Here is a 24441-nt window from a genome sequence, read left to right as displayed (position 1 = left end):
CTTACCGCAGGCTCGCCACCAGCGCCGCCGCCGCTGCCCGCGTCTCCACCCCCAGCTTCACAAAAATATGCTCCAGGTGCTTGTTCACCGTCCGCGGACTCATGCCCAAAATTTCAGCAATATCCCGGTTGGTCTTGCCCCGCGCAATCCACGCCAGCACATCCAGCTCCCGCGGCGTGAGCTGATAATGCGACAGGTCCGCCGAGGCCACCGGCAACGCCGTATCGCGGGTATGACGCGCCTCGCTGAGCATGCGGGCATTGCGCACATGCGTGCTGATGCGGGCCAGCACCTCGGCTGGGCGGATCGGCTTGGTCACGTAGTCGATGCCGCCCACCTCGAAGCCGCGCACCACGTGCTCGGTCTCGGTCAGCCCGGTCATGAACACCACCGGCACATCGCGTGCGCTGTCCATCAGCTTCATCCGGCGGCAGGTCTCGAAGCCGTCGATGCCGGGCATCACCGCGTCCAGCAGGATCAGGTCGGGCATCACCAGCAGCAGCCGCTCCAGCGCGCTGGCGCCGTCGGTCGCCACCAGCACGGTGTGGCCGGCTTCGTCGAGCGCGTCGGACAGCACCGCGAGGTTTTCCGGCACGTCGTCGACGATCAGCACCACGTGGGCGCTGGCCGCCATGCCCCCTTCATACCTTGTCGACATCATGATGGATCATCTCCTGCAGTCGTGAACTCAGTTCGTTGAGGCGGAAGCGCTTGACCAGGTGCCGCAGCTCGGCGGTAAAGGGCAGGTAGGCGCTGTCGATGCGTTCGATCTCGTCCAGCCGCGCCAGGATGCCTTTGACATGCCCGATCGACGCCGCCTCCAGCAGACCGCGCAGGCGCGGCTGCGACGGCACCAGCTTCACCGGGCGCGAGGGCTTGTCGGCGAGCGCGTCGTCGGCGCGCGGTATCCAGTCGATGCCGGTGTGCAGCCGCACCTTGGCCAGCAGTTCGGCCAGCACCACCGGCTTGACGATGAAGTCGTTGCACGGCATGTCCTCCAGGTGCCGCACCGACGAGACGTCGAAGGCATTGGCCGATACGATGATGACCGGCAGCGTCGCATGGCCGCGCTCGCGGATCGCGCGGCAGACCGACCAGCCGTCCTGTTCCGGCATCGCGATGTCCAGCAGCACCAGGTCGAACGGCGCGCGCGCCAGTTCGTCCAGGCAGGCTGCGCCGCTACTGGCCTGCACGATATCGAAGCCCAGCGGCGAGAGCATTGCGTCCAGCAGCCGCCGCTGCGAGGCCTGGTCGTCCACCACCAGGATGCGCTTGCGGCTGCCGAGGTAGCCCGCCATCTCGCCCAGCGGCTTCTTGCGCTCGCCAGGGCGGCGCACCTCGGTCAGGTAGATCTTCAGGCGGAAGGTGCTGCCCTGGCCGGGCACGCTCGTCACGCTCAGTTCGCCGCCCATGATGTGGGTCAGCATGTTGCAGATGGCCAGGCCCAGCCCGGTGCCGGTTTCCTCGCGCTGGCTGGCCGCCGCGCCGCGCTCGAAGGGCAGGAAGATGCGCTCGATGTCTTCCGGCGCAATGCCGACGCCGCTGTCCTCGATCTCGAACTCGGCAAGCTCGCGCGCGTAGGAAAACCGTAGCGTGACCGTGCCGTTGTCGGTGAACTTGACCGCGTTCGCCAGCAGGTTGATCAGGATCTGGCGCAGCCGCTTTTCGTCGGCATGCACGAACTCCGGCGCGCGGCCCAGTTCGACGAAACGAAAGGCCAGTCCCTTCTGCGCGGCCTGCGGCCGGAACATGCGCACGATCTGGTCGAGAAATTCCCGCAGCGGCAGCTCGTCGGAGTTCAGCCGCATCTTGCCGGCCTCGATGCGCGCAATGTCGAGCAGGCCGTCGATCAGGCTCAGCAGGTGTTCGCCGCTGCGCCGGATCACGCCGACCGCGTCGCGCCGGTGTTCCGGCATGTTGGCGTCGGCCTGCAGGATCTGCGCATAGCCGAGGATGCTGTTCAGCGGCGTGCGCAGCTCGTGGCTCATGCCGGTCACATAGCGGCTCTTGGCCAGGTTGGCCGCTTCGGCCGCTTCCTTGGCGCGCTGCAGCTCGATGTCGGTCTGCTTGTGCGCCTCGATCTCCTGCAGCAGCAGGTTGGTCTGCCGTTCCGACTCCTGCAGCGCCACGCTGCGGCTTTCGCTGGTCAGCACCAGCCACCAGACGCCGATGCCGGTCAGCAGCAGCAGCGCCGAGAACAGCTTGATGAACACGCCGCGCAAGGCCTGCTGCGAGTAGTAGGCGCTGGACGTCAGGTTGGCCAGCTCCTCGTAGTACAGCAGGCCCAGCATGGTCACGATGACGCCGCTGGTCAGCGCCATCACCACCAGGTAATGGCCGACCCGTGTCTTGAGGCCGCGGGTGAAGGCATTCGGCAGCAGCCGGTTGAGCGCGCCCATGCACTGGTCGGACAGCCGCGCATTGGTCTTGCAGCGGTCGTTGCAGCGCGCGTCGAGCGAGCAGCACAGCGAGCAGATCGTACCCTTGTAGGCCGGGCAGGTCGCCATGTCGGGCGTCTCGAAATGGTTTTCGCAGATCACGCACTGCAGCGTCTGGCCGGGCCCGCCGCGCAGCACGTCGGTGCGCGCCAGGTAGTAGCGGCCCTTCGTGGCCCACGCGATCAGCGGCGCGGCCAGCATCGCGCTGCCGAGCGCAATGAAGGGGGCCATCGCCTGCGCCATGCGTCCGAACACGCCCAGCAGCGACGCCATCGACAGCACCGACGCGATCAGCATCGCGCCGACGCCGACCGGGTTGACGTCATACAGGTGGGCGCGGCGGAATTCCACGTGCGGCGGCGACAGGCCCAGCGGCTTGCTGATGACCAGGTCGGCCACCACCGCGCCTATCCACGCGACCGCCACCAGCGAGTACATGCCCAGCACATGTTCCAGCGCCTTGAACACGCCGACTTCCATCAGCAGCACTGCGATCAGCACGTTGAACACCACCCACACCACGCGCCCCGGATGGCTGTGGGTCAGCCGCGCAAAGAAGTTGGACCAGGCCAGCGAACCGGCATAGGCATTGGTGATGTTGATCTTCACCTGCGACACCACGACGAACAGGGTGACCGCGCCCAGCACCCAGGCCGGGTCGGAAAACACGTAGCCGAAACCGACCAGGTACATGCGCGTCGGCTCCATCGCCTGTTCCATCGGCACCTGCTGCTGGATGGCGAGGAAGGCCAGCAGCGCGCCGCCCAGCATCTTGGCCGCGCCCATGATGATCCAGCCCGGCCCGGCCAGCAGCAGCGCGGTCCACCAGCGGCGGCGGTTGGCACGGGTCTTCTCCGGCAGGAAGCGCAGGAAGTCGACCTGCTCGCCGATCTGCGCGACCAGCGAGATCGCCACCGTGGCGGCGGCGCCGAACAGCAGCAGGTTGAAGCTGGCGCCGTCCTCCTGGCGGCCGGTGAAGGTCAACAGGTTGGACAGCGCTCCCGGCTCTTTCGCCAGCACGAACACATAGGGCAGCACCAGCAGCACGATCCAGAGCGGCTGCGTCCACAGCTGCAGCCGGCTGATCAGCGTCACGCCGTGGGTCACCAGCGGGATGATGACCAGCGAGCACAGCACGTAGCCCCAGCTGATGGGCAGGTCGAAGTACAGCTCCACCGCCTGCGCCATGATGGACGCTTCCAGCGCGAAGAAGATGAAGGTGAATGACGCATAGATCAGCGAGGTGATGGTCGAGCCGATATAGCCGAAGCCGGCGCCGCGCGTGAGCAGGTCCATGTCGACGCCATAGCGCGCCGCGTAATAGCTGATGGGCAGGCCGGTGAGAAAGATCAGCAGCGCCACGCACAGGATGGCCCAGAACGCGTTAGTGAAACCATACGACAGCGTGATCGCGCCGCCGATGGCCTCGAGCGCCAGGAAGGACACCGCGCCCAGCGCGGTATTGGCAATGCGGAATTCGGACCAGCGCCGGAAGGTCAGCGGCGTGTAGCGCAGCGCATAGTCCTCCAGCGTTTCGTCGGCGACCCATGTGTTGTAGTCGCGCCGTACCTTGACGATGCGCTGGGTGGCGGTGCTGTTCAATTGGGCTCCGGGCTGGCGCGCGCCCCATATTAGGGAGCGAATCTATGCTGAGCTGCTTATTAAGCAAGCTTTGCGCCAGAAAGGCGGTCCGAAGCGGGGGGAAGAGTTGCTTACTTGGGTGGCGTGCAGCTGAATCCATTGCGATATACAACGACACCATCTTCCCGGATCACCATGGTCAGGTTGCATTGCTCGCCGTCTCGCAGGCTGAGCGAGTTTTTGGAAAGGAAGATGGCAACGCCAGCATCGACATGCCTGATGCCGGACTGGTTGACCAGGGACGTGCCTCCCGCGCCGGTCTTGTCGATCGTGATCGTGTAGTCGATGGTCCTGGTCGTGGCAGAGCGCAGGGCTGGTTCGATGATTACCATGCCTTGTGCCGTGCTCATTGCAAGCCAGGCCTGTATGTCGCTGTCAGCCAGCATGGTGTGTATACGCTGTGAATTCGGGATGGCTTGCACCATCCCGGTGGTTTCAACAAAGGTCAGGCAATTAACGCTGGGTCACGGTGATCGTGTTGGAGGAGCCGGACTGGGTGTTGTAGCTTGCAAATGAATTGCCCTTCTGCGAAATGTTCGCGACGTTGCTGTTGCCGGACTGGAGCAACGATGCGGTGTTGAAATCACCAATTTGCTCCATCAAGGCAGCGTTCGATGAACCGCTCTGCGTCAGCGATGCGACATTCGATATGCCATTCTGGCTGAGTTCGCCCTTATTTGAAATGCCGCCTTGCGATGCGTAGATGTAGTTTCTATCCCCGATTTGCGACAAGCTCGCCGTGTTGCTGCTGCCAGTCTGATCCAGGTTTGCGTACTGGTTATTACCTGCCTGCGTCGCTTTGCCGTTGTTGAGATTGCCGCGCTGGCCGACACTCATTGTGCTGCTGCTGCCGGTCTGCGACAGGTTTGCCGTATTGTCGCTGCCGGGCTGCGACAGGCTCGCGCTCAGATCGCTGCCTGATTGCGTGACGTAGCCAGTATTGCGGTCACCCGTTTGGGAACCATTTACCACATTCAGAGCGCCCGTGCCATTCTGCAATGTTTCAAGGAAATTCCCGTTGCCGGCCTGGGCCAGGGTCGCCCTGTCGTTTCCACCGGTTTGCTTGGCAGTCAACTTGTTAAATGACCCATAGCTTTGTTCGATTGCTACCGACTGTTCAGTGCCGGTTTGAGTCACATTGGCATAGTTGTTGACGCCATTTACGCCATAGGTGCTGGCGTTGATGCTTGCGAACTGGTTAGAACCATCGCTCTGGTTGATGAAGCCAGTGTTGCTGGTTCCGGACTGAATGACGGAGCCTGAAGACGTCGATACCCGGCTTTGCGATACATTGCCGCGATTGGAGGAGCCGGCATTCGTTATCGACGCGGCCACGCTGGAACTCGACGCCTGATAGACCTGTGACAGATTGTCGTTAGCACCGGAGTATTCGACGATTGTGGACACAGCGTTGCCAACATTAGCAACTTGCTGCACACCAGCATTATTGGCACTGCCACTTTGGTTGATTGAAGACGTATTGTTGCTGGAAGTAAAATTTGCCTCTTGGAGGACGGACGCAGTGTTGTTACTGCCAGATTGATCAATGGAAGACGAATCTGCTGCGAAAGCGGAACTCATCGAGCATGCCAGCACGACAGCAGCGGATACAGCGGAAAGTTTGAAGTTCACGGTAAATCTCCTGTTTTTATAAGACCTTGTCGTGTTACCCAACCCAGCGGTCTTTAGTACTGGGTTGCCTTGATAAAGCTTTCCCCACCGGCCTGCCGTATCGTGATCGCAGGACCGCCATTTATCTGCTGTATGTCTGCCCGATGTCCTATGCCGACCTGCTCCAGGGTCAGACGATTACTGCCTTGCTGCGAAAGCCGTGCATTGTTCCCGTCACCGCCCTGGCGGAGGTCTAGCGAATTTCCGTTTCCGGTCTGCGTTGCGGAGACAAGGTTCCCAATACCGCTTTGCGTCACATTGATGGCATTTGCCTGAGCGTTCCCGGTATTGGCGATATCGCTCGCCGAGAGCTTGCGAGCCTGCTCAGCAACGCTTATCTTCGGTCCTTCATTCGACTGTGCTACCCGCTTTTGCTGCTCGGGCTCCACCAGGGAACTCGACATCGCCGGACTGAGTCGCGATGCGGTCAACTCGGGCCCTGCCAAGTCGCCGCAATGACTGCTTGAGGCTGCAAGGCACAAGATGAAGCCCAGCACCGTCACGGTCTTCCAGTGCGCTTTCCCTGGACCGGCGCATACGCCGCCCTGCATGGAGACCGAGTTCTGCATGTCAGCTCGGCGATGCCGGTTCGACGACGGTATAAGTGGTTCGGTCCGAAGACGACATCTGGCCACTTGCTTCCCTGAGATACTTCTGCACCACTGGAGAATTGATTTCCTTCTCGTCCTTCAACTGCCAGTTGCCGTCCTTGATGCCCTGGACGATCAGGTGCGCCACGCCTGCCTCGATCGCCTCCTTCACGCACATCTGGGCAGGTTCGTTGCGTGTCGTTCCCGCCTCGAATTCAACCAAGTCCTTGAAGTTCACGTACTTGAAGACGCTGGGGCGAACTTCATAGGAATAAATCGTCTTGGTCGTCGATATGCTTTGCAGTATTTGTCCGCCGCGAATGTCGACGGTGCGAAGGTTGATGGTCACCTGGTCGACGCGATACTGGTTCGACAAGCCGATTCCAAGAAAACGGGCCCCGATGCCGCCGGTGCGCACATTGCTTTCGTAGGAAATGACGCCGCCTTCGATAATGATCGCCGCCGGCATCAGCTGCGGAATCTGGATAACTGGCGTGTCTTTGGTTTGCGGCATTTCAAGCGCGCGGATGATCTTTCTTTCGGTGAGCAGGTTCTGGAGATTTTCGCGTTCGACCGGAATGAACCATCCCGAATCCCGAAGCGATTTAATCAGCATCGCCGCGGCGCCCTGCGTGACTGCAGTTGAAAATGAGCTGTCCGGCGCCGATTTATATTGGCCGGTCTGGTCCCGAAAGCCATAAACAGCGGCTGGCACCTTGCCTTTGGGCGGCGGCAGTGACACAAGGTCCAGAGTAAAGCGCGTAGTAGGAGAAAGCTGGGCGCCCGGGCTTGTTTCGGACGGCGGGTGTGAAACAGCGCAACCGCCGATAAAGGAAAACATGGCCAGGATCACGCAGTATTTTAAAAAAGCCCGAATCGGGACATTGCGGCCTGAAGTCATTGTCCGACCTGGAATGAAGTCGAGATGCCTGTGACCTTGTCCGTCGTCGTGACTTGCAGCGCGCCACCACCAAGATCTGAGATACGGATCGTGAAATTTCCGGTCTCGACTGTTCCCGGAGTCAGGCCGCCGGCTCCGCCCAATAGCTTCTGCGATGCCGACGAGGCAAGTTGCCCCAGAATTGCGCGCTCGAGATTATCGTTAAATGTTTGCAATGGCGTTTTTTGCAAAAGGCTGTTGCTAGCCAGCGAGGATGCCGAATCCTTATGTTTATTCGTTGCCGTGGCGCCGTTCAATAGCACAATTCCGTTATTCGGATTCCCGCCAAACGAAGGGTTGAGCGGGGTGTACACCATTTCAGTGGCAAACGCTTGGCCAGGAAATGAAAGGATATTTGAAAAAATGATGGCGACGCTTATCGTTTTTATCGCGACTAATTTGTTCATGAACTGCTCTACTTTTAAAATTCGTCAGGCCCAAGGTCTGGGTCCCGAAACATCAATCTTTGTACATCGGCCTGGACTATTCCCTCGTAAACCGCGTCCGCGGCTGCAAGGCTCAAGGGTTTGATCGCAGCCCGGGCAGCCGGCAGAAATGTCTGAAAAATGCGTTTCTGTCCATAGTTAATCCAGATCTGGCTACCCAGTCGGGCAGACGGGCGTTCGCTTATTGAGATCTCGAATTTCTCGACCATGTCCTTATCACGCCACGCCGCAATGAAATACTGAAAGAAATCCTGGCCTGCCACAGTAATCGACTGGTTGACCACGATGCCGGTATAAGGGTCATTCAGTATTTTTTGGCTTCCAACTATTTCTGGCTGGTTTTTGTCGTCCGGAATTACCTTATCAATGCTTTCATTTTTTTGCGTTTCCGCTGGAGAGGGCGTTATGTGATTTTGCGCATATGCGCTAGCGCCAACCGTGCAGATAACAATGGAATAAAGCAGGCGATAAAAATTGGGAAGAAGAAATCCGTTGATCCAATTTGTTAATTTATTAGATGCCGGATTAATGCCAGCCAATAAATAATGTCTCAAAAGCTTTTCTCTGTTTTTATAAAACGTAACAAGCGTATTTGCTCAATAAACGATTGCAAATAGGGTAGTTCCTTTGCCTCTCAAGCCGTTAAATCTTTTTCTGGTGTGGATCTTATGTAATTATTTTATTCTTCACAAGTAGTTTTTACAATATTTTGTAAAAACCGGTTTACGGAAAAAGAGAAAGTTGTTATAAAGAAATTTAAATTCTTTAAAGAAATATAGTGAAATTGAGTTACGCCATATTTTTACAGTTTTAATCCGCATCTATTAAAAATGGCTGTCATTAGCAATACCCTATTTTAAGTACAGACCCTGAATTTGTTTGACAGTACGGCGATTCATCCAATTTTTTTCAAAAACGATGCCGGATCAAAGCCATGGGTCTAATAGGTAAATTTAAAACTCGCAAAGACTGGATTTTTAATAGATCAGTTTGCAGGGCTTTCCAAACGCACGAGAACGCTAAAAATAACCTGTGCCCGTAAGGCGCAGCAGTTCTTCTTGTTCATTCAGGTTCTACCCCAACCCCCTTACGTCAAACGACGTATTGCTGCCCCGCAGCATAAAAACCTATTCTCAGTCCCAAGCCGAGCCATTCCGAAACGGCCGCCTCCCCACCGAATTCCGCTGTCTGACCCTCTGAAAGGAGTACCGCATGTCTCATCGTCCGCCCGCTTCCATCAAGTCGCTCCATCGCCGCAAGGTCCTGCTGGGCCTCGCCGCTGCCACGGCGATGGCGCTGCCCGGCCTGAGCTTCGCGCAGCAGTTCCCGACTGCCAAGGTCAACACCACCAAGCTTGCCGTGACCGACACCGAAGTCACGGTCGGCCAGCTGCATTCGGCGACCGGCACCATGGCCATCAGCGAGACCGGTTCGATCCAGGCGGAGCGCCTGGCCATCGACCAGATCAATGCGATGGGCGGCATCCTGGGCCGCAAGATCAAGATCGTGCAGGAAGACGGCGCCAGCGACTGGCCAACCTTCGCCGAGAAAGCCAAGAAACTGCTGGTGTCCGACAAGGTTGCCGCGGTGTTCGGCTGCTGGACGTCGGCTTCGCGCAAGGCCGTGCTGCCGGTGTTCGAGAAAGAGAACGGCCTGCTGTACTACCCGACCTTCTATGAAGGCCTGGAGCAGTCGAAGAACGTGTTCTATACCGGCCAGGAAGCCACCCAGCAGATCCTTGCCGGCCTGGACTGGATCGCCAAGGAGAAAAAGGCCAAGACCTATTACCTGGTCGGCTCCGACTACATCTGGCCGCGCACGTCGAACAAGATCGCACGCAAGCATATCGAGAATGTGCTGAAGGGCGAGGTCGTCGGCGAGGAGTACTACCCGCTGGGTAACACGCAGTTCGGCTCGCTGATCAACAAGATCAAGCTGAAGAAGCCCGACGTCATCTTCGCCGACGTGGTCGGCGGCAGCAACGTCGCCTTCTACAAGCAGCTGAAGGCCGCCGGCGTCACGTCCAAGAGCCAGAACCTGCTGACGCTGTCGGTCACCGAGGACGAGCTGCTGGGCATCGGCGGCGAGAACATGGAAGGTTTCTATGCGTCGATGAAGTACTTCGAGAGCCTGGACAACGCCAACAACAAGAAATTCGTGTCCGACTTCAAGACCAAGTACGGCGCCAACTCGGTGATGGGCGACGTCACGCAAGCCGCCTATCTCGGCCCGTGGTTGTGGAAGGCTGCGGTGGAGAAGGCCGGCAGCTTCGACGTCGACAAGGTGGTTGCCGCCTCGCCCAACCTGGAGCTGACCACCGCGCCCGAAGGCTACGTGAAGATCCATCCGAACCATCACCTGTGGAGCAAGACCCGCATCGGCCAGGTGCAGAAGGACGGCCAGTTCAAGGTCATCTTCGAGTCCGGCCTGATCGAGCCTAACCCGTTCCCGAAGGGCTACCAGTAAGCAGCGTGCCGCGCGCCCCTGGTCCTCTGACCGGGGTGCGCGGCTGTAATTGATCACCACCGCACTACGGGAGCAAACATGAGCTGGTTATCCGAATTCGGCGCGATCTTCGCCATGCAGGGCTTCAACGGCCTGTCGGTATTCTGCGTGCTGCTGCTGATGGCGCTGGGCCTGGCCATCATCTTCGGGCAGATGGGCGTGATCAACATGGCGCACGGCGAGTTCCTGACCATCGGCGCCTACATCACCTACCTGCTGTCGAAGTGGACCACCGAGTTCGCGCCGGCGCTGCAGCCCTATTACTTCTTCGCCGCCATCGTGCTGTCCTTCCTGGTGGCCTATGCGGTCGGCAACCTGACCGAGCGCGTGCTGATCAGCAAGCTCTACAAGCGTCCGCTCGACACGCTGCTGGCCACATGGGGCCTGAGCCTGGTGATGCAGCAGGCTTTCCGCTCCGTGTTCGGCGCCAAGGAAGTCAGCGCCACGCTGCCCGACTGGCTGATGGGCTCGTTCAAGCCCAGCGACACCATCGATATACCGATCAACGGCGTCTTCATGATGGGCCTGACCGTGCTGCTGACCGGCGCCATCTTCGTGCTGCTGTTCCGCTCGCGCTGGGGCCTGCAGGTGCGCGCCACCATGCAGAACCGGATCATGAGCGGCGCGGTGGGCATCAACACCCGCCAGGTCGACCGCACCACCTTCTCGCTCGGCTGCGGCGTGGCCGGCGTGGCGGGCGCGGCTTTCACCACCATCGGCTCGACCGGTCCCACCAGCGGCTCGCTCTACATCGTCGACACCTTCCTGGTGGTGGTGTTCGGCGGCGCGCAAAGCCTGGTCGGCACCATCGCCTCGGCATTCTCGATCGCGCAGACCCAGTCCACGACCGAGTTCTTCCTGACCGGCTCCATGGCCAAGGTGATCACGCTGTCGGCGGTCATCCTGATCCTGATGCTGCGTCCGCAGGGACTGTTCGCGGCCAAGCTGCGCAAGTAACGACAAAAGGAATCGCGATGAACGCTGCAATGCAAAAACTGCTGGGCGGACGGGCGGGCGCCATCAACCTGGCGCTGCTGGCCGGCCTGCTGCTGGTGGTCTTCCCGCTGCTGCTGGAACCTTTCCGCCTGAACCTGATGGGCAAGTATCTGTCGTATGCCTTCGTCGCCGTCGGCCTCGTGCTGTGCTGGGGCTACGGCGGCATCCTGAGCCTGGGGCAGGGCGTGTTCTTCGGCATCGGCGGCTACTGCATGGCGATGTTCCTGAAGCTCGAAGCGTCCGACCCGGTCAGCACCAAGATCCAGACCACGCCCGGCATCCCGGACTTCATGGACTGGAACCAGATCACGTCGCTGCCGCTGTTGTGGCAGCCGTTCCAGAGCTTCGCCTTCACGCTGGCCGCGGTGATCCTGGCGCCGACGCTGTTCGCGCTCCTCATCGGCAACGCGATGTTCAAGCGGCGCGTCGGCGACGTCTACTTTTCCATCGTCACGCAGGCCATCGCCGCGATCCTCACCATCCTCATCATCGGCCAGCAGGGGCTGACCGGCGGCGTCAACGGCATCACCGACCTGAAGACGCTGCTGGGCTGGGACATCCGCAGCGACAGCGCCCGCATGATCCTGTACTTCGTCAATGCCGGGCTGCTGCTGGGCTGCATCCTGTTCGGCAAATATATCCTGTCGTCCAAGCTCGGCCGGCTGCTGATGGCCATGCGCGACAAGGAAGAGCGGGTGCGCTTCTCGGGCTATGACGTCGCCAGCTTCAAGATCTTCGTGTTCTGCGTGGCGGCCGCCTTCTCGGCCATCGGCGGCGCGATGTTTACGCTGCAGGTCGGCTTCATGTCGCCGTCCTTCGTCGGCATCGTGCCCTCGATCGAGATGGTGATCTTCGCCGCAGTGGGCGGCCGGATGTCGCTGCTGGGCGCGGTCTACGGCACGCTCCTGGTCAACCTCGGCAAGACCTACTTTTCCGAGACCTTCCCCGAGCTGTGGCTGTTCCTGATGGGCGGCCTGTTCATCGCGGTCGTCATGTACTTCCCCAACGGCCTGGCCGGCGTGGTCGACACCCAGGGACGCCGGCTGCTGCAGGCGATCAAGCGACGCCGCGAGGTCAAGCCGAAGCCAGCGCCGGCAGCAGCCGCCGTCCGTCCCGAACCGCATCGCACTGTCACCGGCCTGGAGGCCACCAAATGAGCGACGTCATCAGTTCCAGCAACAGCAGGGCCATCGGCGGCATCACCAGCAACCGCCCGGTGCTGGCGATCGAGGGTCTCACCGTGTCCTTCGACGGCTTCAAGGCGGTCGACAACCTGAACCTGTACGTCGACCGCAACGAAGTCCGGGTCGTCATCGGCCCCAACGGCGCCGGCAAGACCACCGTGCTGGACCTCATCTGCGGCAAGACCGCGGCGACCTCGGGCAGCATCCGGTTCAACGAGATCGAGCTGACGAAGATGCGGGAACACGAGATCGTGCGCGCCGGCGTCGGCCGCAAGTTCCAGACGCCGTCGATCTACGAAAGCCTCTCGGTGTTCGAGAACCTGGAAATGTCCTTCCCGCGCGGCCGCATGGTACTGGGCGCGCTGACCTTCAAGCGCAGCCCGGACGTGGTCGAGCGGGTCGAGAAAGTGGCGCAGGAAATCTTCCTCGCCGACCTGCTGCACCAGCAGGCCGACCTGCTGTCGCACGGCCAGAAGCAGTGGCTGGAGATCGGCATGCTGCTGATGCAGGAGCCCGAGCTGCTGATGCTCGACGAGCCGGTCGCCGGCATGAGCGTGTCCGAGCGCGAGAAGACGGCCGAACTGCTGGGCCGCATCAGCCAGGGCCGCTCGGTGGTCGTGATCGAGCATGACATGGAGTTCGTCAAGAGCATCGCGCACAAGGTCACCGTGCTGCACCAGGGGAAGATCCTGGCGGAGGGCAGCATGGAGTCGGTGCAGTCGAATCCCAAGGTGATCGAAGTCTATCTCGGCCACTGACCGTCATTCCCTACAAGGCACAGGAGCGCGCATGTTCAACGTCACCAGCCTCGCATCCGGCTACGGCCAGAGCGAGGTCATCCACGATATCAACCTGAAGGTGGACAAGCAGGAGATCGTCGCCGTCATGGGCCGCAACGGCATGGGCAAGACCACGCTGTTCAAGACCCTGATGGGCATCCTGCCGATGCGCCACGGCAGCATCACCGTCGACGGCCGCGAGCTGGCCGGCATGGAAAGCCACCAGCGCGTGGCCAGCGGCGTGGCCTACGTGCCGCAGGGCCGCATGATCTTCCCCGGCATGACGGTGCTGGAGAACATACAGACCGGGCTGCCTGCGTCGGCCAACGGCAAGGTGCCGGACGAACTGTATGCACTGTTCCCGGTGCTGTTCGACATGCGCTCGCGCCGCGGCGGCAACCTGTCCGGCGGCCAGCAGCAGCAGCTCGCCATCGCCCGCGCGCTGGCGACCAACCCCAAGGTTCTGCTGCTCGACGAGCCGACCGAGGGCATACAGCCGTCCATCATCAAGGACATCGCGAAAAGCCTGAAGGAGATCAGGAAGCTGCGCCAGCTGACCATCATCGTGTCCGAGCAGGTGCTGAGCTTCACGCTCGACATCGCCGACCGTTTCCTCGTCATCGACAAGGGCCGCTTCGTCTACGAGGACCAGCGCGCCAATGTCGACGCCGCCACCATCAGCCGCTACCTGTCGGTGTAGCGCCACGCCCATCCAGGCACTTTTACCAGCCAAGGAGAAGACAGCATGATCGGATACATGGAATACAACAAAGAAGGGAACGACGGTTTCACCGACCGCGGCCGCGGCCGCACCGCTTCCTCCGTGCAGACCTGCCCGGTATGCCTGCTGCCAGTCAATTCGGAGGGCGGCAGGCTGCCCGACGGCACCGTGGTCACGCGCGAGGAATGGGTCAATACCGTCTGCAAAAAGATCAAGGACGACACCGTCAACGGCGGCTACCAGGCCGGTTGCGAGGCGAATGCCTTTCCGCCGTTCTGATTGCCCGACAATTTTCTGTGCGCTGAAAAACACAAGGAGAAACCATGCAGCATTTCACCATCAAGCCGGGCGTTCCGCTGGCAGAGCAGGCCGAGCTGGGCCACAACCGCTGGCATCCGGACATTCCCTTCCTGTCCCGCGTGAAGCCGGGCGAAGCCATCATCATCGAGTCGCTTGACTTCCTCGACGGCCAGATCCTCGACAATGACGACGTTTCCGACGTGCGCGATGTCGACCTGACCCGCGCGCATCCGCTGACCGGGCCGTTCTACATCGAGGGCGCCGAGCCGGGCGACCTGCTGGTGGTGGACCTGCTCGACATCAAGCCCATCACGCCGGTCGGCTTCTCCGGCGTGTTCGCCAAGTCCAACGGCGGCGGTTTCCTGGCCGACTACTATCCCGACGCCGCCAAGGCGATCTGGGACCTGAAGGGCCTGTACGCAACGTCGCGCCATATCCCCGGCGTGCGCATCGCCGGCCTGACCCATCCGGGGCTGATGGGCTGCCTGCCGTCGCACGAGCTGCTGGGCGAGTGGAACCGGCGTGAAGCGCCGCTGGCCAAGCTGGGCCTGGCCAAGCCGCCCGATCCGCTGACAGCCGTGCTGCGCGGCGTAAAGGGACCCGAGTTCGACCGCATGGCGAAGGAAGCGGCGCGCACCGTGCCGCCGCGCGAGCATGGCGGCAACACCGACATCAAGGACCTGTCCACCGGCACCCGCATCTTCTTCCCGGTCTATGTGAAGGGCGCCGGCTTCTCGATGGGCGACCTGCACTTCTCGCAGGGCGACGGCGAGATCGGCTTCTGCGGCGCCATCGAGATGGACGGCGCAACCCATGTCGGCTTCGACCTGATCAAGGGCGGCATGGCCAAGTACAACCTGTCCGCGCCGATCTTCATGCCCAGCGTGGTCAAGCCGCATTACAGCAAGTACCTGACCTTCGAGGGCATCAGCGTCGAGAACGGCAAGAACTACTACATGGATGCGACGGTGGCCTATCGCCAGGCTTGCCTGAAAGCCATCGACTACCTGACCCACTTCGGCCTGACCGGCCCGCAGGCCTACATGCTGCTGACCGCGGCGCCGGTGGAAGGACGGATCGGCGGCATCGTCGACATACCGAACTGCGCCTGCACGGTGTCGATCCCGACCGAGATCTTCGACCAGGACATCACGCCCAAGGGCATGCTGAACGACAAGCCCTACTGGGGACGCTGAGCCCGGCCCGGGCCATGGTGGCCCGGGCCTTTTATGGAAACAATGCCATGCCCCTATACGACATTCATTGCACCCAGTGCGCCGGCACCTTCGAGAAGATGCTGAAGGTCGGCGAGCTGCATGCCAGCATCAGCTGCCCGTACTGCCACGAGGAGACGCCGGCCCAGCCGGCTGTCGGCGGCGGCCGGGTCGAGCTGCGCAGCATCACCAGCTGGAAGCCGCAGAGCCTGGCCCAGCAGCTCGCGGGCTCCGGCGTCACCGGCCCCGGCACCCACGCGCTGGCCGGCAGGAGCAGCGTGCTGCACAACTGCAAGGGCTACAACTGCAGCATCTGCGACACCTGACACTTTCTGGAGAACCGCCATGTATCACGGAGATATTTCAAGCAGCAAGGACGCCGTCGGCGTCGCCGTCGTCAACTACAAGATGCCGCGGCTGCACACCAAGGCCGAAGTGCTCGACAACGCGCGCAAGATCGCCGACATGATCAAGGGTATGAAGATGGGCCTGCCCGGCATGGACCTGGTGATTTTCCCCGAGTACAGCACGCACGGCATCATGTACGACAGCCAGGAAATGTACGACACCGCCGCCGCCATCCCCGGCGAGGAAACCGCGATCTTCGCCGAGGCTTGCAGGAGCGCCAAGGTATGGGGCGTGTTCTCGCTGACCGGCGAGCGGCATGAGGAGCATCCGCACAAGGCGCCGTACAACACGCTGATCCTGATGAACGACCAGGGCGAGATCGTGCAGAAGTATCGCAAGATCATGCCCTGGGTGCCGATCGAGGGCTGGTACCCGGGCAACTGCACCTACGTGTCGGAAGGCCCCAAGGGCCTGAAGATCAGCCTGATCATCTGCGATGACGGCAACTACCCGGAAATCTGGCGCGACTGCGCGATGCGCGGCGCCGAACTCATCGTGCGCTGCCAGGGCTATATGTATCCGGCCAAGGAACAGCAGGTGCTGATGGCCAAGTCCATGGCCTGGGCCAACAACTGTTACGTGGCCGTGGCGAACGCAGCCGGCTTCGACGGCGTGTACTCGTACTTCGGCCACTCCGCCATCATCGGCTTCGACGGGCGCACCATGGGCGAATGCGGCGAGGAAGACAACGGCATCCAGTACGCGGCGCTGTCTACCTCGCTGATCCGCGACGCCCGCAAGAACATGCAGTCTGAAAACCACCTGTTCAAGCTGCTGCATCGCGGCTATACCGGCATGATCAATTCCGGCGACGACATTCGCGGCAAGGCGTCATGCCCGTTCGACTTCTATTCGAAGTGGGTGAACGACCCCGAGGGCACGCGCGAAATGGTCGAGGCCATTACCCGCGACACGGTCGGCACCGAGGAATGCCCGATTCCCGGCATTCCCAACAAGAAGGACCTCGAGCACAGATGATGGACGCGTACCGGCTTGCCAGCGAGCCGTATTACCTGCCGGTCGGCGATGAAGTCGCGCAGTTCGAGGCGGCCTGGCAGGCGCGGCTGCCGACCATGCTGAAAGGTCCGACCGGCTGCGGCAAGACCCGCTTCATCGAGCACATGGCCTGGCGCCTGGGCCGTCCGCTGGTCACGCTGGCCTGCAACGAGGACATGACCGCCAGCGACCTGGTCGGACGCTGGCTGCTCGACGCCGGCGGCACGGTATGGCAGGAAGGCCCGCTGACGCTGGCCGCGCGCCACGGCGCGATCTGCTATCTCGACGAAGTGGTCGAGGCGCGGCAGGACACCATCGTCGCCATCCACCCGCTGACCGACACCCGGCGCGCGCTGCCGCTGGAAAAGCGCAACGAGGTGGTGCAGGCGCATGACGACTTCCAGCTGGTGATCTCGTATAACCCCGGCTACCAGAGCATGCTGAAGGACCTGAAGCAGTCGACCCGGCAGCGCTTCGTTGCGATCGACTTTCATTACCCGCCGCCCGAGCGCGAGACCGCCATCGTGATGCACGAAGGCCATGTCGGCGACGACCTTGCGCGGCGCCTGGTGGCGGTTGCCGGCAAGACCCGCAACCTGAAGGGCCACGGGCTGGAGGAGGGCGCATCGACCCGGATGCTGGTCTACGCGGCCACGCTGGTGGCGCGCGGCATCGCGCCGGTGCAGGCCTGCCGGATGGCCGTGGTGCAGCCGCTGACCGACGACGCGCACATGCAGGCGGCGCTGTCGGACTTGGTGCTGACCTTCTTCGACTAGCCGCGCCGCATGGAAGCAGGCTTCGACAACGCGGCGAAACGGCTGCATCCCTACCTGCGAGCCCTGTGGGGCCGCGAACTGCGGCTGCATCCGTATGACAGGCCGCTGCAGCAGCAACGTCCGTACCTGTCCGAACTCGGCATCCACCTGCCGCCGTCGTGGCACGCGGGGCAGGGCGGCCAGGCCTTCACGCTCTACCGCGCCGCCGCCACCCATGCGGCCGCGCATCTCGCCTACAGCCATCACCGTTTCGAGCGCAGGAGCCTGAAGCCGGTGCAGATCGTGCTGGTCTCGCTGCTCGAGGACGCCCGCGTCGAACAGCTAGCCATCGATGCCTTTCCCGGACTGCGCCGCCTCTGGCTGCAATGCTTCCCGCCGCTGGCCGGCCGCGACGACAGCTTCGCTGCCCTGGCGCTGCGGCTGTCGCGTTCGCTGCTCGACCCAGGCTACGAAGATGGCAATCCGTGGATCGCCAGGGCAAAACGGCTCTACGCGGCCTCGCAGGCGCATGGCCCCGACCCCGCCGCGCTGCGCGAAGTCGGCTCGGTGCTTGGCAACGACATCGGCCAGATGCGGCTGCAGTTCAATGCGAAGACCTACCTGGTGGAGCCGCCATACCGGGACGACAATGCCAGCCTGTGGGACAGCGACCAGCCGCCGTCCGAAACACGGATCGAGCAGCAGGACCTGGCGGCCGACGCATCGACCGCTGGCGCGCCGCCGCAGCAGGCGCCGGGCGAACACGGCCGCGAGGCCAGCGCGCGCGAGGTCGCGTCAGGCGCCGATGAGCAGCCGGCCCAGCCGCTGGCGCGCTACCCGGAGTGGGACAGCCGCATCGGCGCGATGCGGCCGCACTGGTGCAGCGTGTTCGAGCCGGCCATGGCAAGGGCCGACCCAGCGCCCCTGCAGGCGGCCATGGCCCGCCACGCGCCGCTCGCCGCACGGCTGGCGCGCCTGATCCGCGCGCACCGCATCCGCCAGCCGGCGCGCCTGCGGCGCCAGCCCGAGGGCGACCGCTTCGATCTCGACGCGCTGGTCGATGCGGCGATCGCGGTTCGCGCCGGCATCCAGCCCGACAACCGGGTCTACATGCGCACGCTGCACGAGAAGCGTGCGCTGTCGGCGCTGGTGCTGCTGGACCTGTCGGCGTCGACCAACGAGCGGCGCGGCGATGCCAGCATGCTAACCGCCATCCGCGAGGCCGCCGTGCTGCTGGCCGGCGCGATGGCGCAGAACGGCGACCGCTATGCGCTGCACGGCTTCCGCTCCAGCGGCAGGCATGAAGTCAACTACCTGAACATCAAGGATTTCGGCGAGGATTTCGGCGACGCCGCGCTGTCCCGCCTGGCCGCCATACACGGCGCGCAGTCGACCCGCATCGGCGCCGCGCTGCGCCACGCCGCCCGCCGCCTGGCCGACGACCCTGGCAGCCGCGGCAAGCAGCAGCTGGTCCTGGTCGTGACCGACGGCGAACCGCATGACATCGACATCTTCCACCCCGGCTACCTCGCGCGCGATGCCCGGCAGGCGGTGCGGGAGGCGGCGTCGGCGGGCGTGCACGTCTTTTGCGTCGCGGTGGATAGCCAGGCCGACGGCTATGTGCGCACGATTTTCGGGGAAAACAATTATCTGGTGATGGATGACGTGGCGGATCTGCCGGAGAAGCTGCCGGGGTTGTATTTGCGGCTGACGCGGTAGAACTGGACCCGGGCGCACAAAGCAAATGCCCGCGCAAGCGGGCATTTGCTTTCTTGCTGGCGGAATGGACGGGACTCGCCTACGTGGCGCAGGCCGCGGAAACGCCTGCAGGCGTTTCCCTTCTCGTCCCGCCGGGAGCCAGGCAGGTGGCTGCCTCCATTTCGTACAACGCAAAACGCCCGCTTTCGCGGGCGTTTTACTTTTTGCTGGCGGAGTGGACGGGACTCGAACCCGCGACCCCCGGCGTGACAGGCCGGTATTCTAACCAACTGAACTACCACTCCTAAACTGCTGAAACCTTCGCATGCGCTGTGCGGACCGGCTGGTGGGTGCTGAGAGGCTCGAACTCCCGACCTACGCCTTGTAAGGGCGCCGCTCTACCAACTGAGCTAAGCACCCGGTGCCTGCAAGCTGCATCGATTTCGGACGTGTTGCCTTGTGTCCGAAGCGGGGCGAAGTCTACCTGAACTCATTCCGGAATTCCAGTGCCCAGCAAAAATTTTTGAAAAAAACCGTTGATCGCCCTGCAGGAAGCGCCATCGGACAGTCGATTCAGCCAGAATGCAGGACAAGGCCGCATACGCAAAACCCAGGTTCGCCAGGAGACATCCATGACCACACGCACTCCGCTCTTGTTCGCCGTCGCCCTGCTGGCCGGCTGTTCCAATGTCCCGCCTGGAGAAACCGCCAACAAGCCGCGCCCGATGATCGAGCAGATTGAAACGACCCGGGACGGCACCTCCACGGCCGCCACCGTCGACAGCTACAAGGCCGACCTGGCGCAGCGCATCTATGCGGTCAACTCAACCCAGGTCTACACCACCCGGCCCCAGGCGCTGCTGCGCTCGGTAGTCGTGGTCAAGTACAGCGTCGACAGCGCCGGCAACCTGCTGCGCAGCGAAATCGCCCGCAGCAACCACGACCGGGTCACCGAGGCAACCGCGCTCGCCACCCTGCGCCGGAGCGCGCCGTTTCCCAAGCCATCGCCGCACCTGCTGCGTAACGGCCGCCTGGAAATGCATGAATCGTGGCTCTTCAATAACGATGGCCGCTTCCAGTTGCGCTCGCTGGCGCTGGTGCAGATGAACGAATGAGCAGTGCGTGGCTGCTGACCAACGCGATCAGCGCACTGCTGCTGCCGCCACTGAACCTGCTGATCCTGGGCGCTGTCGGCCTGCTGGTGCGGCGCTGGCTGCCGCGCACGGGCACAGGCATCACCTTGATGTCGATGGCGCTGCTGGCGCTGCTGTCGACCTCGGCCGGCGCACGGTTGCTGGCCAGTCCGCTCGAGGCAATGACGCCGCCGCTGGCGTCGCCCGATAATGCCGGCGCCCAGGCCATCGTGGTGCTCGGCGGCGGCCGCCGTCGCAATGCGCCCGAATACGACGGCCAGGACGTGCCGCGCGCAGCGGTGCTGGCGAGGCTGCGCTACGCGGTGCGGCTGCACCGCCAGACCGGCTTGCCGATGCTGGTCACCGGCGGCAGCCCGGAAGCGAATGCCGACGCCGAGGCTGAACTGATGGCGCGCGTGCTGCGCGACGATTTCGGTGCGCCGGCCCGCTGGGTCGAAGGCGACTCCGACAACACGGCGCAAAACGCGCAGTACAGCGCCGGCATCCTGCGCCAGGCCGGCATCAGTCGCATCCTGCTGGTCACGGACGCACTTCACATGCCGCGTTCGAAGCGGGTCTTCAGCCAGGCCGGCCTGACTGTGACTGCCGCGCCAACCAATTATCTCGGGCAAGGTGCGCTGATCGCCGCGGATTTCATTCCGGGCGGCGGCGGCCTGAGCGACAGCCACTATGCGATGCATGAGTGGATAGGCTTGCTCTGGTGCCGCATGGCGCACCAGCGAGACAGCTTTGTTCCTTAAAGAAACATTTCTCTGGATAAATATATCGGGCTCTGATTAAATAGCCGCACCGATGTGTTCGAAGGAGAACCTCCATGCGCCTCAAAAGCTGTCTTTCTCTCTGCCTGAGCCTGGCATTGACGCTGGCATCCAGCGCGTATGCCGACATCGTGGTCGCGCAATCGGCGCCGCTGACCGGCGAGGCGGGCGCTACCGGCCGCGGACTGGTGCTGGGCGCGAAAATCTATTTTGACCATATCAATGCGACCGAGGGCGGTGTCAACGGCCAGAAAATCGTGCACGTGGTCAAGGACGACGGTTATCAGATCGAAGGCACCGTCCGCAACACGCGGGAATTCATTGCCGACCCACGCGTGCTCGCGCTGACCGGCCTGTATGGAACGGACAACGTCACCGAACTGTTCAAGCAGGGCCTGTTCGATAACACGCCGCTCTCCATCGTCGGGGTGTCAACCGGCGCCAGGTTGCTGCGCGAGCCGCTCAATCCATCCATCTTCCACCTGCGCGCCAGCTATATCGAAGAGGTCGACGCGATCGTGCGCCATGTCGCCGGACTGGGCACCAAGCGCATCGCCGTGGTCTACGAGGACAACCCGTTCGGCGACGCCGGCCTGCGCGCGGCCGAGGATGCGGCCAAGAAGCGCGGGCTCGCAATCGTTGCCCGCGCCACCTACGAGCAGCACACCACCAATGTCCGCGACGCGGTCAAGGACGTCATCGACAGCCAGCCGGATACCGTGATCCTGGTCGCCATTACGCCGCCCGCCGCCGAATTCATCAAGCAGTTCCACGCTGCCGGCGGGCGCGCCTACCTGTTCGGTATTTCCACTGCAAATGTCGAGGGCCTGAGCAAGGTGGTCAGTCCAGCCGCACTGCAGGGGCTGGGGATTTCCCAGGTCATGCCCTTCCCGTACAGCGCTACCTTGCCGCTGGTGGCCGAATACCAGGCCCTGATGAAAACGTATGCGAAGGGAAATACCTATTCATACCCGACCATGGAGGGATACATGAATGCGCGGGTGCTGGTCATGGCCTTGAAAAAAGCCGGCGCCAATCCCAGCAGGGCATCGGTCCGGCAAGCGCTCGAGGGGCTGGGCCAAGTCAACCTGGGCGGTTATCCACTGAATTTTTCGCCGACCAATCACATTGGCTCACGCTTCGTCGACCTGACTGTCGTTAGCCGCACCGGCGCGCTGATGCGCTGAACCCGCGGATTCCAATTTCGCCGATGTGCGCCGTGATCTAGTGTTAGTTAGCGTACAGCCTCTTTTGCAGGCTTGGTCTATCTTGACCACAGATGCACGGAGTGCATTCGCGCATGGCCGCAGTTGCCCGTCTACTTGCAAAATTGCTATCTTTTTTGTAATCTGCATGTCGGCTTTTGCGACGATCGCCTGCTCCTGACAGGAGTAAAAAGCATCATGCGCATACTTCACCTTGCCTTGGGAGCATCACCATGTTGGAAAATAATCTGAAAACCGTCAGGACAGACCTGCGCTCACTGCTGCGCGACGCCCAGGACCTGTTCCGCGAGGCGACCTCCACGACCGGTATGAAGGCCGAAGACCTGCGTGCACGCGGCCTGGGCCTGCTCGACAATGCGATGGTCAAGGCGCAGGACCTCCAGTCCGTCGCACTCGACACTAGCAAGGAAGTCGTCGACACCGCGGACAGCTTCGTCAAAGACAACCCATGGCGCGCGGTCGCCATTTCAGCCGGCATTGGCGTGCTGCTGGGCATGATGATGAGCGGCCGTCGCTAGACCGCATCGCCACCGTCGCCATTCAAGGCGCCCAACAAAAAACCGACCCTCGGGTCGGTTTTTCTATTGTAGCCAAACGTATTACTTGGACGCTGCAGCCATGTAGTCTACCGCCGCCTTGACTTCATCGTCCGACGCCGTGGATCCACCCTTCGGCGGCATCATCCCGTTCTTGCCCTGGAAGCCCTTGATTGCGTGCTCGTACATCACGTTCTGGCCCTGCTTGATGCGATCAGCCCAGGCAGCCTTGTCGCCAAACTTGGGTGCGCCTGCAATCCCTGCGCCGTGGCAGGCGACGCAAGCCGTGTCGTACAGCTTCTTGCCGGCGTCGGCAGACACGGTCGCAGCGGCAGGCGCTGCGGCGGCCGGTGCCGGCGTCGGTGCAGAGGCACCGGTTGCGGCAACTGTTGCAGCAGGGGCGGCGGCAGCCGGAGCGGCAGCGGCGGGCGCTTCGGCCGCCGGCGTGGCGGCATCGGCAGCCTTGGCGGCCGGCGCAGCCTTTACCTCTGGCTCCTTGAACTTGGCGCCGCTATCGTTCGCCATCACGACAACCGCACGTGCAACTTCGATGTCATCCAGGTCAGGATTGCCGCCCTTGGCCGGCATCGCACGTATGCCTTCCACCGCATGCTTGACCAGGGTATCGTAGCCCTGGCCGATGCGCGGCGCCCATGCGGCCGCATCGCCGACTTTCGGCGCGCCGGCCGCGCCGGTCGTGTGGCAAGCTGCACAGACAGCCTTGTAGACTTCAGCACCCGCCTGGAGCTGCTTGGGCGCATTCACATCACGGAACGAGAATCCTTCGTCCGCCACGGGCTTGATCCGTGCAGCAATGCCTTCTGCCGTCTGGCCGGTCGAACCCGCGCCGACGCGGTTATTGTTCGTCACATACTGAACCAGAAGCACGATACATATAATAGGGACCAGAAAACCTGCAAGCACTGCAGCAATGAGTTGCTTCGGTGTACGTATTACGGACTCGTGTTCGTTGTGTGCGTCGCTCATTATTTCCTCAAGTACGATTTTGAAAGCTGCGGTGAAGCGCCTCGACGCTGCGACCATTCATGCTGTAGTGCAATCCTTCGCCAAACCCTTGATTATAGACTTAACATCTATGATTTGGAACGAAAAACCCGTTAGCGCATGGACGGGAGACAAGAAAGGCGGTATCCTGCATGCCTCTTCCGATATCTCAATGCGGCTGTAGCTCAGTGGATAGAGTATTGGCCTCCGAAGCCAAGGGTCGCTGGTTCGATCCCAGCCAGCCGCACCATAAGAGATGACGTTGTAAATAATGATTCAGATGTGCGGTGAATATTTGGGCGTCAGGGTATTGACGTCCTACAAGAAACGCCGCATAATCTCATCTCTCTGCTGCTGACGAACACAACGCTTCGCAGCCCCGGCACCTTCAGGCGCCGAAGCAGACAGAATGACGGTTCTTTAACAACTAACAGCCGATAAGTGTGGGCACTTGATGGAGTGCGCCGGCAGCAATGCCGG

24 protein-coding genes and 3 tRNA genes are annotated in these 24441 nt (G+C 62.1%); 16 read left to right on the top strand and 11 right to left on the bottom strand.

Features of this window, described 5'->3' with window-relative positions; genetic code table 11:
- Position 1: 1 nt before the first annotated feature.
- From QOL82_RS13865 to QOL82_RS13830, 8 genes are all read right to left on the bottom strand, one after another.
- Positions 2 to 661 carry a response regulator gene (locus tag QOL82_RS13865; RefSeq protein ID WP_283442875.1) on the bottom strand — a complete coding sequence of 220 codons (660 nt, stop codon included), beginning with the start codon at positions 659 to 661 and terminating at the stop codon, positions 2 to 4.
- Positions 642 to 4040 carry a hybrid sensor histidine kinase/response regulator gene (locus tag QOL82_RS13860; protein ID WP_283442874.1) on the bottom strand — a complete coding sequence of 1133 codons (3399 nt, stop codon included), beginning with the start codon at positions 4038 to 4040 and terminating at the stop codon, positions 642 to 644. Before QOL82_RS13860 ends, QOL82_RS13865 begins: the two co-directional genes overlap by 20 nt.
- Positions 4041 to 4150: 110 nt before the next feature.
- Positions 4151 to 4504, bottom strand: a complete 354-nt coding sequence (gene csgH / locus QOL82_RS13855) for a curli-like amyloid fiber formation chaperone CsgH (RefSeq protein WP_283442873.1) — start codon at positions 4502 to 4504, stop codon at positions 4151 to 4153.
- A 28-nt stretch (positions 4505 to 4532) separates the two neighbouring features.
- A complete protein-coding gene (locus QOL82_RS13850) occupies positions 4533 to 5711 on the bottom strand; it encodes a hypothetical protein (protein WP_283442872.1) in 1179 nt (392 codons plus the stop codon).
- 53 nt (positions 5712 to 5764) lie between these two features.
- Positions 5765 to 6319, bottom strand: a complete 555-nt coding sequence (locus QOL82_RS13845) for a hypothetical protein (protein ID WP_283442871.1) — start codon at positions 6317 to 6319, stop codon at positions 5765 to 5767.
- A gap of 1 nt (position 6320) precedes the next feature.
- Entirely contained in the window at positions 6321 to 7241 is a 921-nt protein-coding gene (locus QOL82_RS13840) for a CsgG/HfaB family protein (RefSeq protein WP_283442870.1), read from the bottom strand.
- Positions 7238 to 7687: a curli assembly protein CsgF gene (locus QOL82_RS13835; RefSeq protein ID WP_283442869.1), complete on the bottom strand. Its 450-nt coding sequence runs from the start codon at positions 7685 to 7687 to the stop codon at positions 7238 to 7240. The genes QOL82_RS13840 and QOL82_RS13835 overlap by 4 nt, the downstream gene beginning before the upstream one ends.
- A 14-nt stretch (positions 7688 to 7701) precedes the next feature.
- Positions 7702 to 8280 (bottom strand): CsgE family curli-type amyloid fiber assembly protein, encoded by a 579-nt coding sequence (locus QOL82_RS13830; RefSeq protein ID WP_283442868.1) that lies wholly within the window; start codon positions 8278 to 8280, stop codon positions 7702 to 7704.
- A gap of 658 nt (positions 8281 to 8938) precedes the next feature.
- Between QOL82_RS13830 and urtA the strand changes: the two genes are divergently transcribed.
- From urtA to QOL82_RS13775, 11 genes are all read left to right on the top strand, one after another.
- Positions 8939 to 10192 carry an urea ABC transporter substrate-binding protein gene (gene urtA, locus QOL82_RS13825; protein WP_283442867.1) on the top strand — a complete coding sequence of 418 codons (1254 nt, stop codon included), beginning with the start codon at positions 8939 to 8941 and terminating at the stop codon, positions 10190 to 10192.
- Positions 10193 to 10270: 78 nt separating this feature from the next.
- Complete coding sequence (gene urtB / locus QOL82_RS13820; RefSeq protein ID WP_283442866.1) at positions 10271 to 11188, top strand: urea ABC transporter permease subunit UrtB; 918 nt, start codon at positions 10271 to 10273, stop codon at positions 11186 to 11188.
- Positions 11189 to 11205: 17 nt separating this feature from the next.
- Entirely contained in the window at positions 11206 to 12384 is a 1179-nt protein-coding gene (gene urtC, locus QOL82_RS13815) for an urea ABC transporter permease subunit UrtC (protein WP_283442865.1), read from the top strand.
- The gene (urtD, locus tag QOL82_RS13810; protein WP_430438481.1) at positions 12381 to 13169 is read left to right on the top strand and encodes an urea ABC transporter ATP-binding protein UrtD; all 789 of its coding nucleotides are present in this window, start codon (positions 12381 to 12383) and stop codon (positions 13167 to 13169) included. The genes urtC and urtD overlap by 4 nt, the downstream gene beginning before the upstream one ends.
- Before the next feature lie 31 nt (positions 13170 to 13200).
- Positions 13201 to 13890 (top strand): urea ABC transporter ATP-binding subunit UrtE, encoded by a 690-nt coding sequence (urtE, locus tag QOL82_RS13805; RefSeq protein WP_283442864.1) that lies wholly within the window; start codon positions 13201 to 13203, stop codon positions 13888 to 13890.
- A 45-nt stretch (positions 13891 to 13935) separates the two neighbouring features.
- Positions 13936 to 14190: a hypothetical protein gene (locus QOL82_RS13800; protein WP_283442863.1), complete on the top strand. Its 255-nt coding sequence runs from the start codon at positions 13936 to 13938 to the stop codon at positions 14188 to 14190.
- A 44-nt stretch (positions 14191 to 14234) separates the two neighbouring features.
- Positions 14235 to 15407: a formamidase gene (gene fmdA, locus QOL82_RS13795; protein WP_283442862.1), complete on the top strand. Its 1173-nt coding sequence runs from the start codon at positions 14235 to 14237 to the stop codon at positions 15405 to 15407.
- Positions 15408 to 15454: 47 nt separating this feature from the next.
- Positions 15455 to 15751 (top strand): FmdB family zinc ribbon protein, encoded by a 297-nt coding sequence (locus tag QOL82_RS13790; protein ID WP_283442861.1) that lies wholly within the window; start codon positions 15455 to 15457, stop codon positions 15749 to 15751.
- 19 nt (positions 15752 to 15770) lie between these two features.
- A complete protein-coding gene (locus QOL82_RS13785; RefSeq protein ID WP_283442860.1) occupies positions 15771 to 16811 on the top strand; it encodes an aliphatic amidase in 1041 nt (346 codons plus the stop codon).
- Positions 16808 to 17605 (top strand): CbbQ/NirQ/NorQ/GpvN family protein, encoded by a 798-nt coding sequence (locus QOL82_RS13780; RefSeq protein ID WP_283442859.1) that lies wholly within the window; start codon positions 16808 to 16810, stop codon positions 17603 to 17605. The genes QOL82_RS13785 and QOL82_RS13780 overlap by 4 nt, the downstream gene beginning before the upstream one ends.
- Positions 17606 to 17614: 9 nt before the next feature.
- Complete coding sequence (locus QOL82_RS13775; protein ID WP_283442858.1) at positions 17615 to 19303, top strand: nitric oxide reductase activation protein NorD; 1689 nt, start codon at positions 17615 to 17617, stop codon at positions 19301 to 19303.
- 207 nt (positions 19304 to 19510) lie between these two features.
- Here QOL82_RS13775 and QOL82_RS13770 read toward each other — a convergent pair.
- Positions 19511 to 19587, bottom strand: a tRNA-Asp gene (locus tag QOL82_RS13770).
- 39 nt (positions 19588 to 19626) lie between these two features.
- Positions 19627 to 19702, bottom strand: a tRNA-Val gene (locus tag QOL82_RS13765).
- A 212-nt stretch (positions 19703 to 19914) separates the two neighbouring features.
- Here QOL82_RS13765 and QOL82_RS13760 point away from each other — a divergent pair.
- From QOL82_RS13760 to QOL82_RS13745, 4 genes are all read left to right on the top strand, one after another.
- A complete protein-coding gene (locus tag QOL82_RS13760; protein ID WP_283442857.1) occupies positions 19915 to 20397 on the top strand; it encodes a TonB family protein in 483 nt (160 codons plus the stop codon).
- Positions 20394 to 21176 carry a YdcF family protein gene (locus QOL82_RS13755; RefSeq protein ID WP_283442856.1) on the top strand — a complete coding sequence of 261 codons (783 nt, stop codon included), beginning with the start codon at positions 20394 to 20396 and terminating at the stop codon, positions 21174 to 21176. The genes QOL82_RS13760 and QOL82_RS13755 overlap by 4 nt, the downstream gene beginning before the upstream one ends.
- A gap of 74 nt (positions 21177 to 21250) precedes the next feature.
- Complete coding sequence (locus QOL82_RS13750) at positions 21251 to 22381, top strand: ABC transporter substrate-binding protein (protein WP_283442855.1); 1131 nt, start codon at positions 21251 to 21253, stop codon at positions 22379 to 22381.
- Positions 22382 to 22632: 251 nt separating this feature from the next.
- Complete coding sequence (locus QOL82_RS13745) at positions 22633 to 22938, top strand: ElaB/YgaM/YqjD family protein (protein ID WP_283442854.1); 306 nt, start codon at positions 22633 to 22635, stop codon at positions 22936 to 22938.
- An 81-nt stretch (positions 22939 to 23019) separates the two neighbouring features.
- On the opposite strand, the gene QOL82_RS13740 is transcribed toward QOL82_RS13745, so the two are convergent.
- Complete coding sequence (locus tag QOL82_RS13740) at positions 23020 to 23943, bottom strand: c-type cytochrome (RefSeq protein WP_283442853.1); 924 nt, start codon at positions 23941 to 23943, stop codon at positions 23020 to 23022.
- A 192-nt stretch (positions 23944 to 24135) separates the two neighbouring features.
- Between QOL82_RS13740 and QOL82_RS13735 the strand changes: the two genes are divergently transcribed.
- Positions 24136 to 24211: transfer RNA gene (locus QOL82_RS13735), tRNA-Arg, on the top strand.
- Positions 24212 to 24441 lie beyond the last annotated feature (230 nt).

Origin of the sequence: Noviherbaspirillum suwonense (assembly GCF_900182955.1) — a bacterium.
Taxonomy (GTDB): Bacteria; Pseudomonadota; Gammaproteobacteria; order Burkholderiales; family Burkholderiaceae_D; genus Noviherbaspirillum_A; species Noviherbaspirillum_A suwonense.
Note: the sequence above shows the minus strand (reverse complement) of the source record. Positions and strands in the feature narration are given on the sequence as shown.

What these genes read in the sequence shown, in the direction of transcription:
- QOL82_RS13865 (WP_283442875.1), bottom strand. Translation starts at nt 661, where the DNA reads ATGATGTCGACAAGGTATGAAGGGGGCATGGCGGCCAGCGCCCACGTG.
- csgH (WP_283442873.1), bottom strand. Translation starts at nt 4,504, where the DNA reads ATGGTGCAAGCCATCCCGAATTCACAGCGTATACACACCATGCTGGCT.
- QOL82_RS13845 (WP_283442871.1), bottom strand. Translation starts at nt 6,319, where the DNA reads ATGCAGAACTCGGTCTCCATGCAGGGCGGCGTATGCGCCGGTCCAGGG.
- QOL82_RS13840 (WP_283442870.1), bottom strand. Translation starts at nt 7,241, where the DNA reads ATGACTTCAGGCCGCAATGTCCCGATTCGGGCTTTTTTAAAATACTGC.
- QOL82_RS13835 (WP_283442869.1), bottom strand. Translation starts at nt 7,687, where the DNA reads ATGAACAAATTAGTCGCGATAAAAACGATAAGCGTCGCCATCATTTTT.
- urtA (WP_283442867.1), top strand. Translation starts at nt 8,939, where the DNA reads ATGTCTCATCGTCCGCCCGCTTCCATCAAGTCGCTCCATCGCCGCAAG.
- urtB (WP_283442866.1), top strand. Translation starts at nt 10,271, where the DNA reads ATGAGCTGGTTATCCGAATTCGGCGCGATCTTCGCCATGCAGGGCTTC.
- urtC (WP_283442865.1), top strand. Translation starts at nt 11,206, where the DNA reads ATGAACGCTGCAATGCAAAAACTGCTGGGCGGACGGGCGGGCGCCATC.
- urtD (WP_430438481.1), top strand. Translation starts at nt 12,381, where the DNA reads ATGAGCGACGTCATCAGTTCCAGCAACAGCAGGGCCATCGGCGGCATC.
- urtE (WP_283442864.1), top strand. Translation starts at nt 13,201, where the DNA reads ATGTTCAACGTCACCAGCCTCGCATCCGGCTACGGCCAGAGCGAGGTC.
- QOL82_RS13800 (WP_283442863.1), top strand. Translation starts at nt 13,936, where the DNA reads ATGATCGGATACATGGAATACAACAAAGAAGGGAACGACGGTTTCACC.
- fmdA (WP_283442862.1), top strand. Translation starts at nt 14,235, where the DNA reads ATGCAGCATTTCACCATCAAGCCGGGCGTTCCGCTGGCAGAGCAGGCC.
- QOL82_RS13790 (WP_283442861.1), top strand. Translation starts at nt 15,455, where the DNA reads ATGCCCCTATACGACATTCATTGCACCCAGTGCGCCGGCACCTTCGAG.
- QOL82_RS13785 (WP_283442860.1), top strand. Translation starts at nt 15,771, where the DNA reads ATGTATCACGGAGATATTTCAAGCAGCAAGGACGCCGTCGGCGTCGCC.
- QOL82_RS13780 (WP_283442859.1), top strand. Translation starts at nt 16,808, where the DNA reads ATGATGGACGCGTACCGGCTTGCCAGCGAGCCGTATTACCTGCCGGTC.
- QOL82_RS13775 (WP_283442858.1), top strand. Translation starts at nt 17,615, where the DNA reads ATGGAAGCAGGCTTCGACAACGCGGCGAAACGGCTGCATCCCTACCTG.
- QOL82_RS13760 (WP_283442857.1), top strand. Translation starts at nt 19,915, where the DNA reads ATGACCACACGCACTCCGCTCTTGTTCGCCGTCGCCCTGCTGGCCGGC.
- QOL82_RS13755 (WP_283442856.1), top strand. Translation starts at nt 20,394, where the DNA reads ATGAGCAGTGCGTGGCTGCTGACCAACGCGATCAGCGCACTGCTGCTG.
- QOL82_RS13750 (WP_283442855.1), top strand. Translation starts at nt 21,251, where the DNA reads ATGCGCCTCAAAAGCTGTCTTTCTCTCTGCCTGAGCCTGGCATTGACG.
- QOL82_RS13745 (WP_283442854.1), top strand. Translation starts at nt 22,633, where the DNA reads ATGTTGGAAAATAATCTGAAAACCGTCAGGACAGACCTGCGCTCACTG.
- QOL82_RS13740 (WP_283442853.1), bottom strand. Translation starts at nt 23,943, where the DNA reads ATGAGCGACGCACACAACGAACACGAGTCCGTAATACGTACACCGAAG.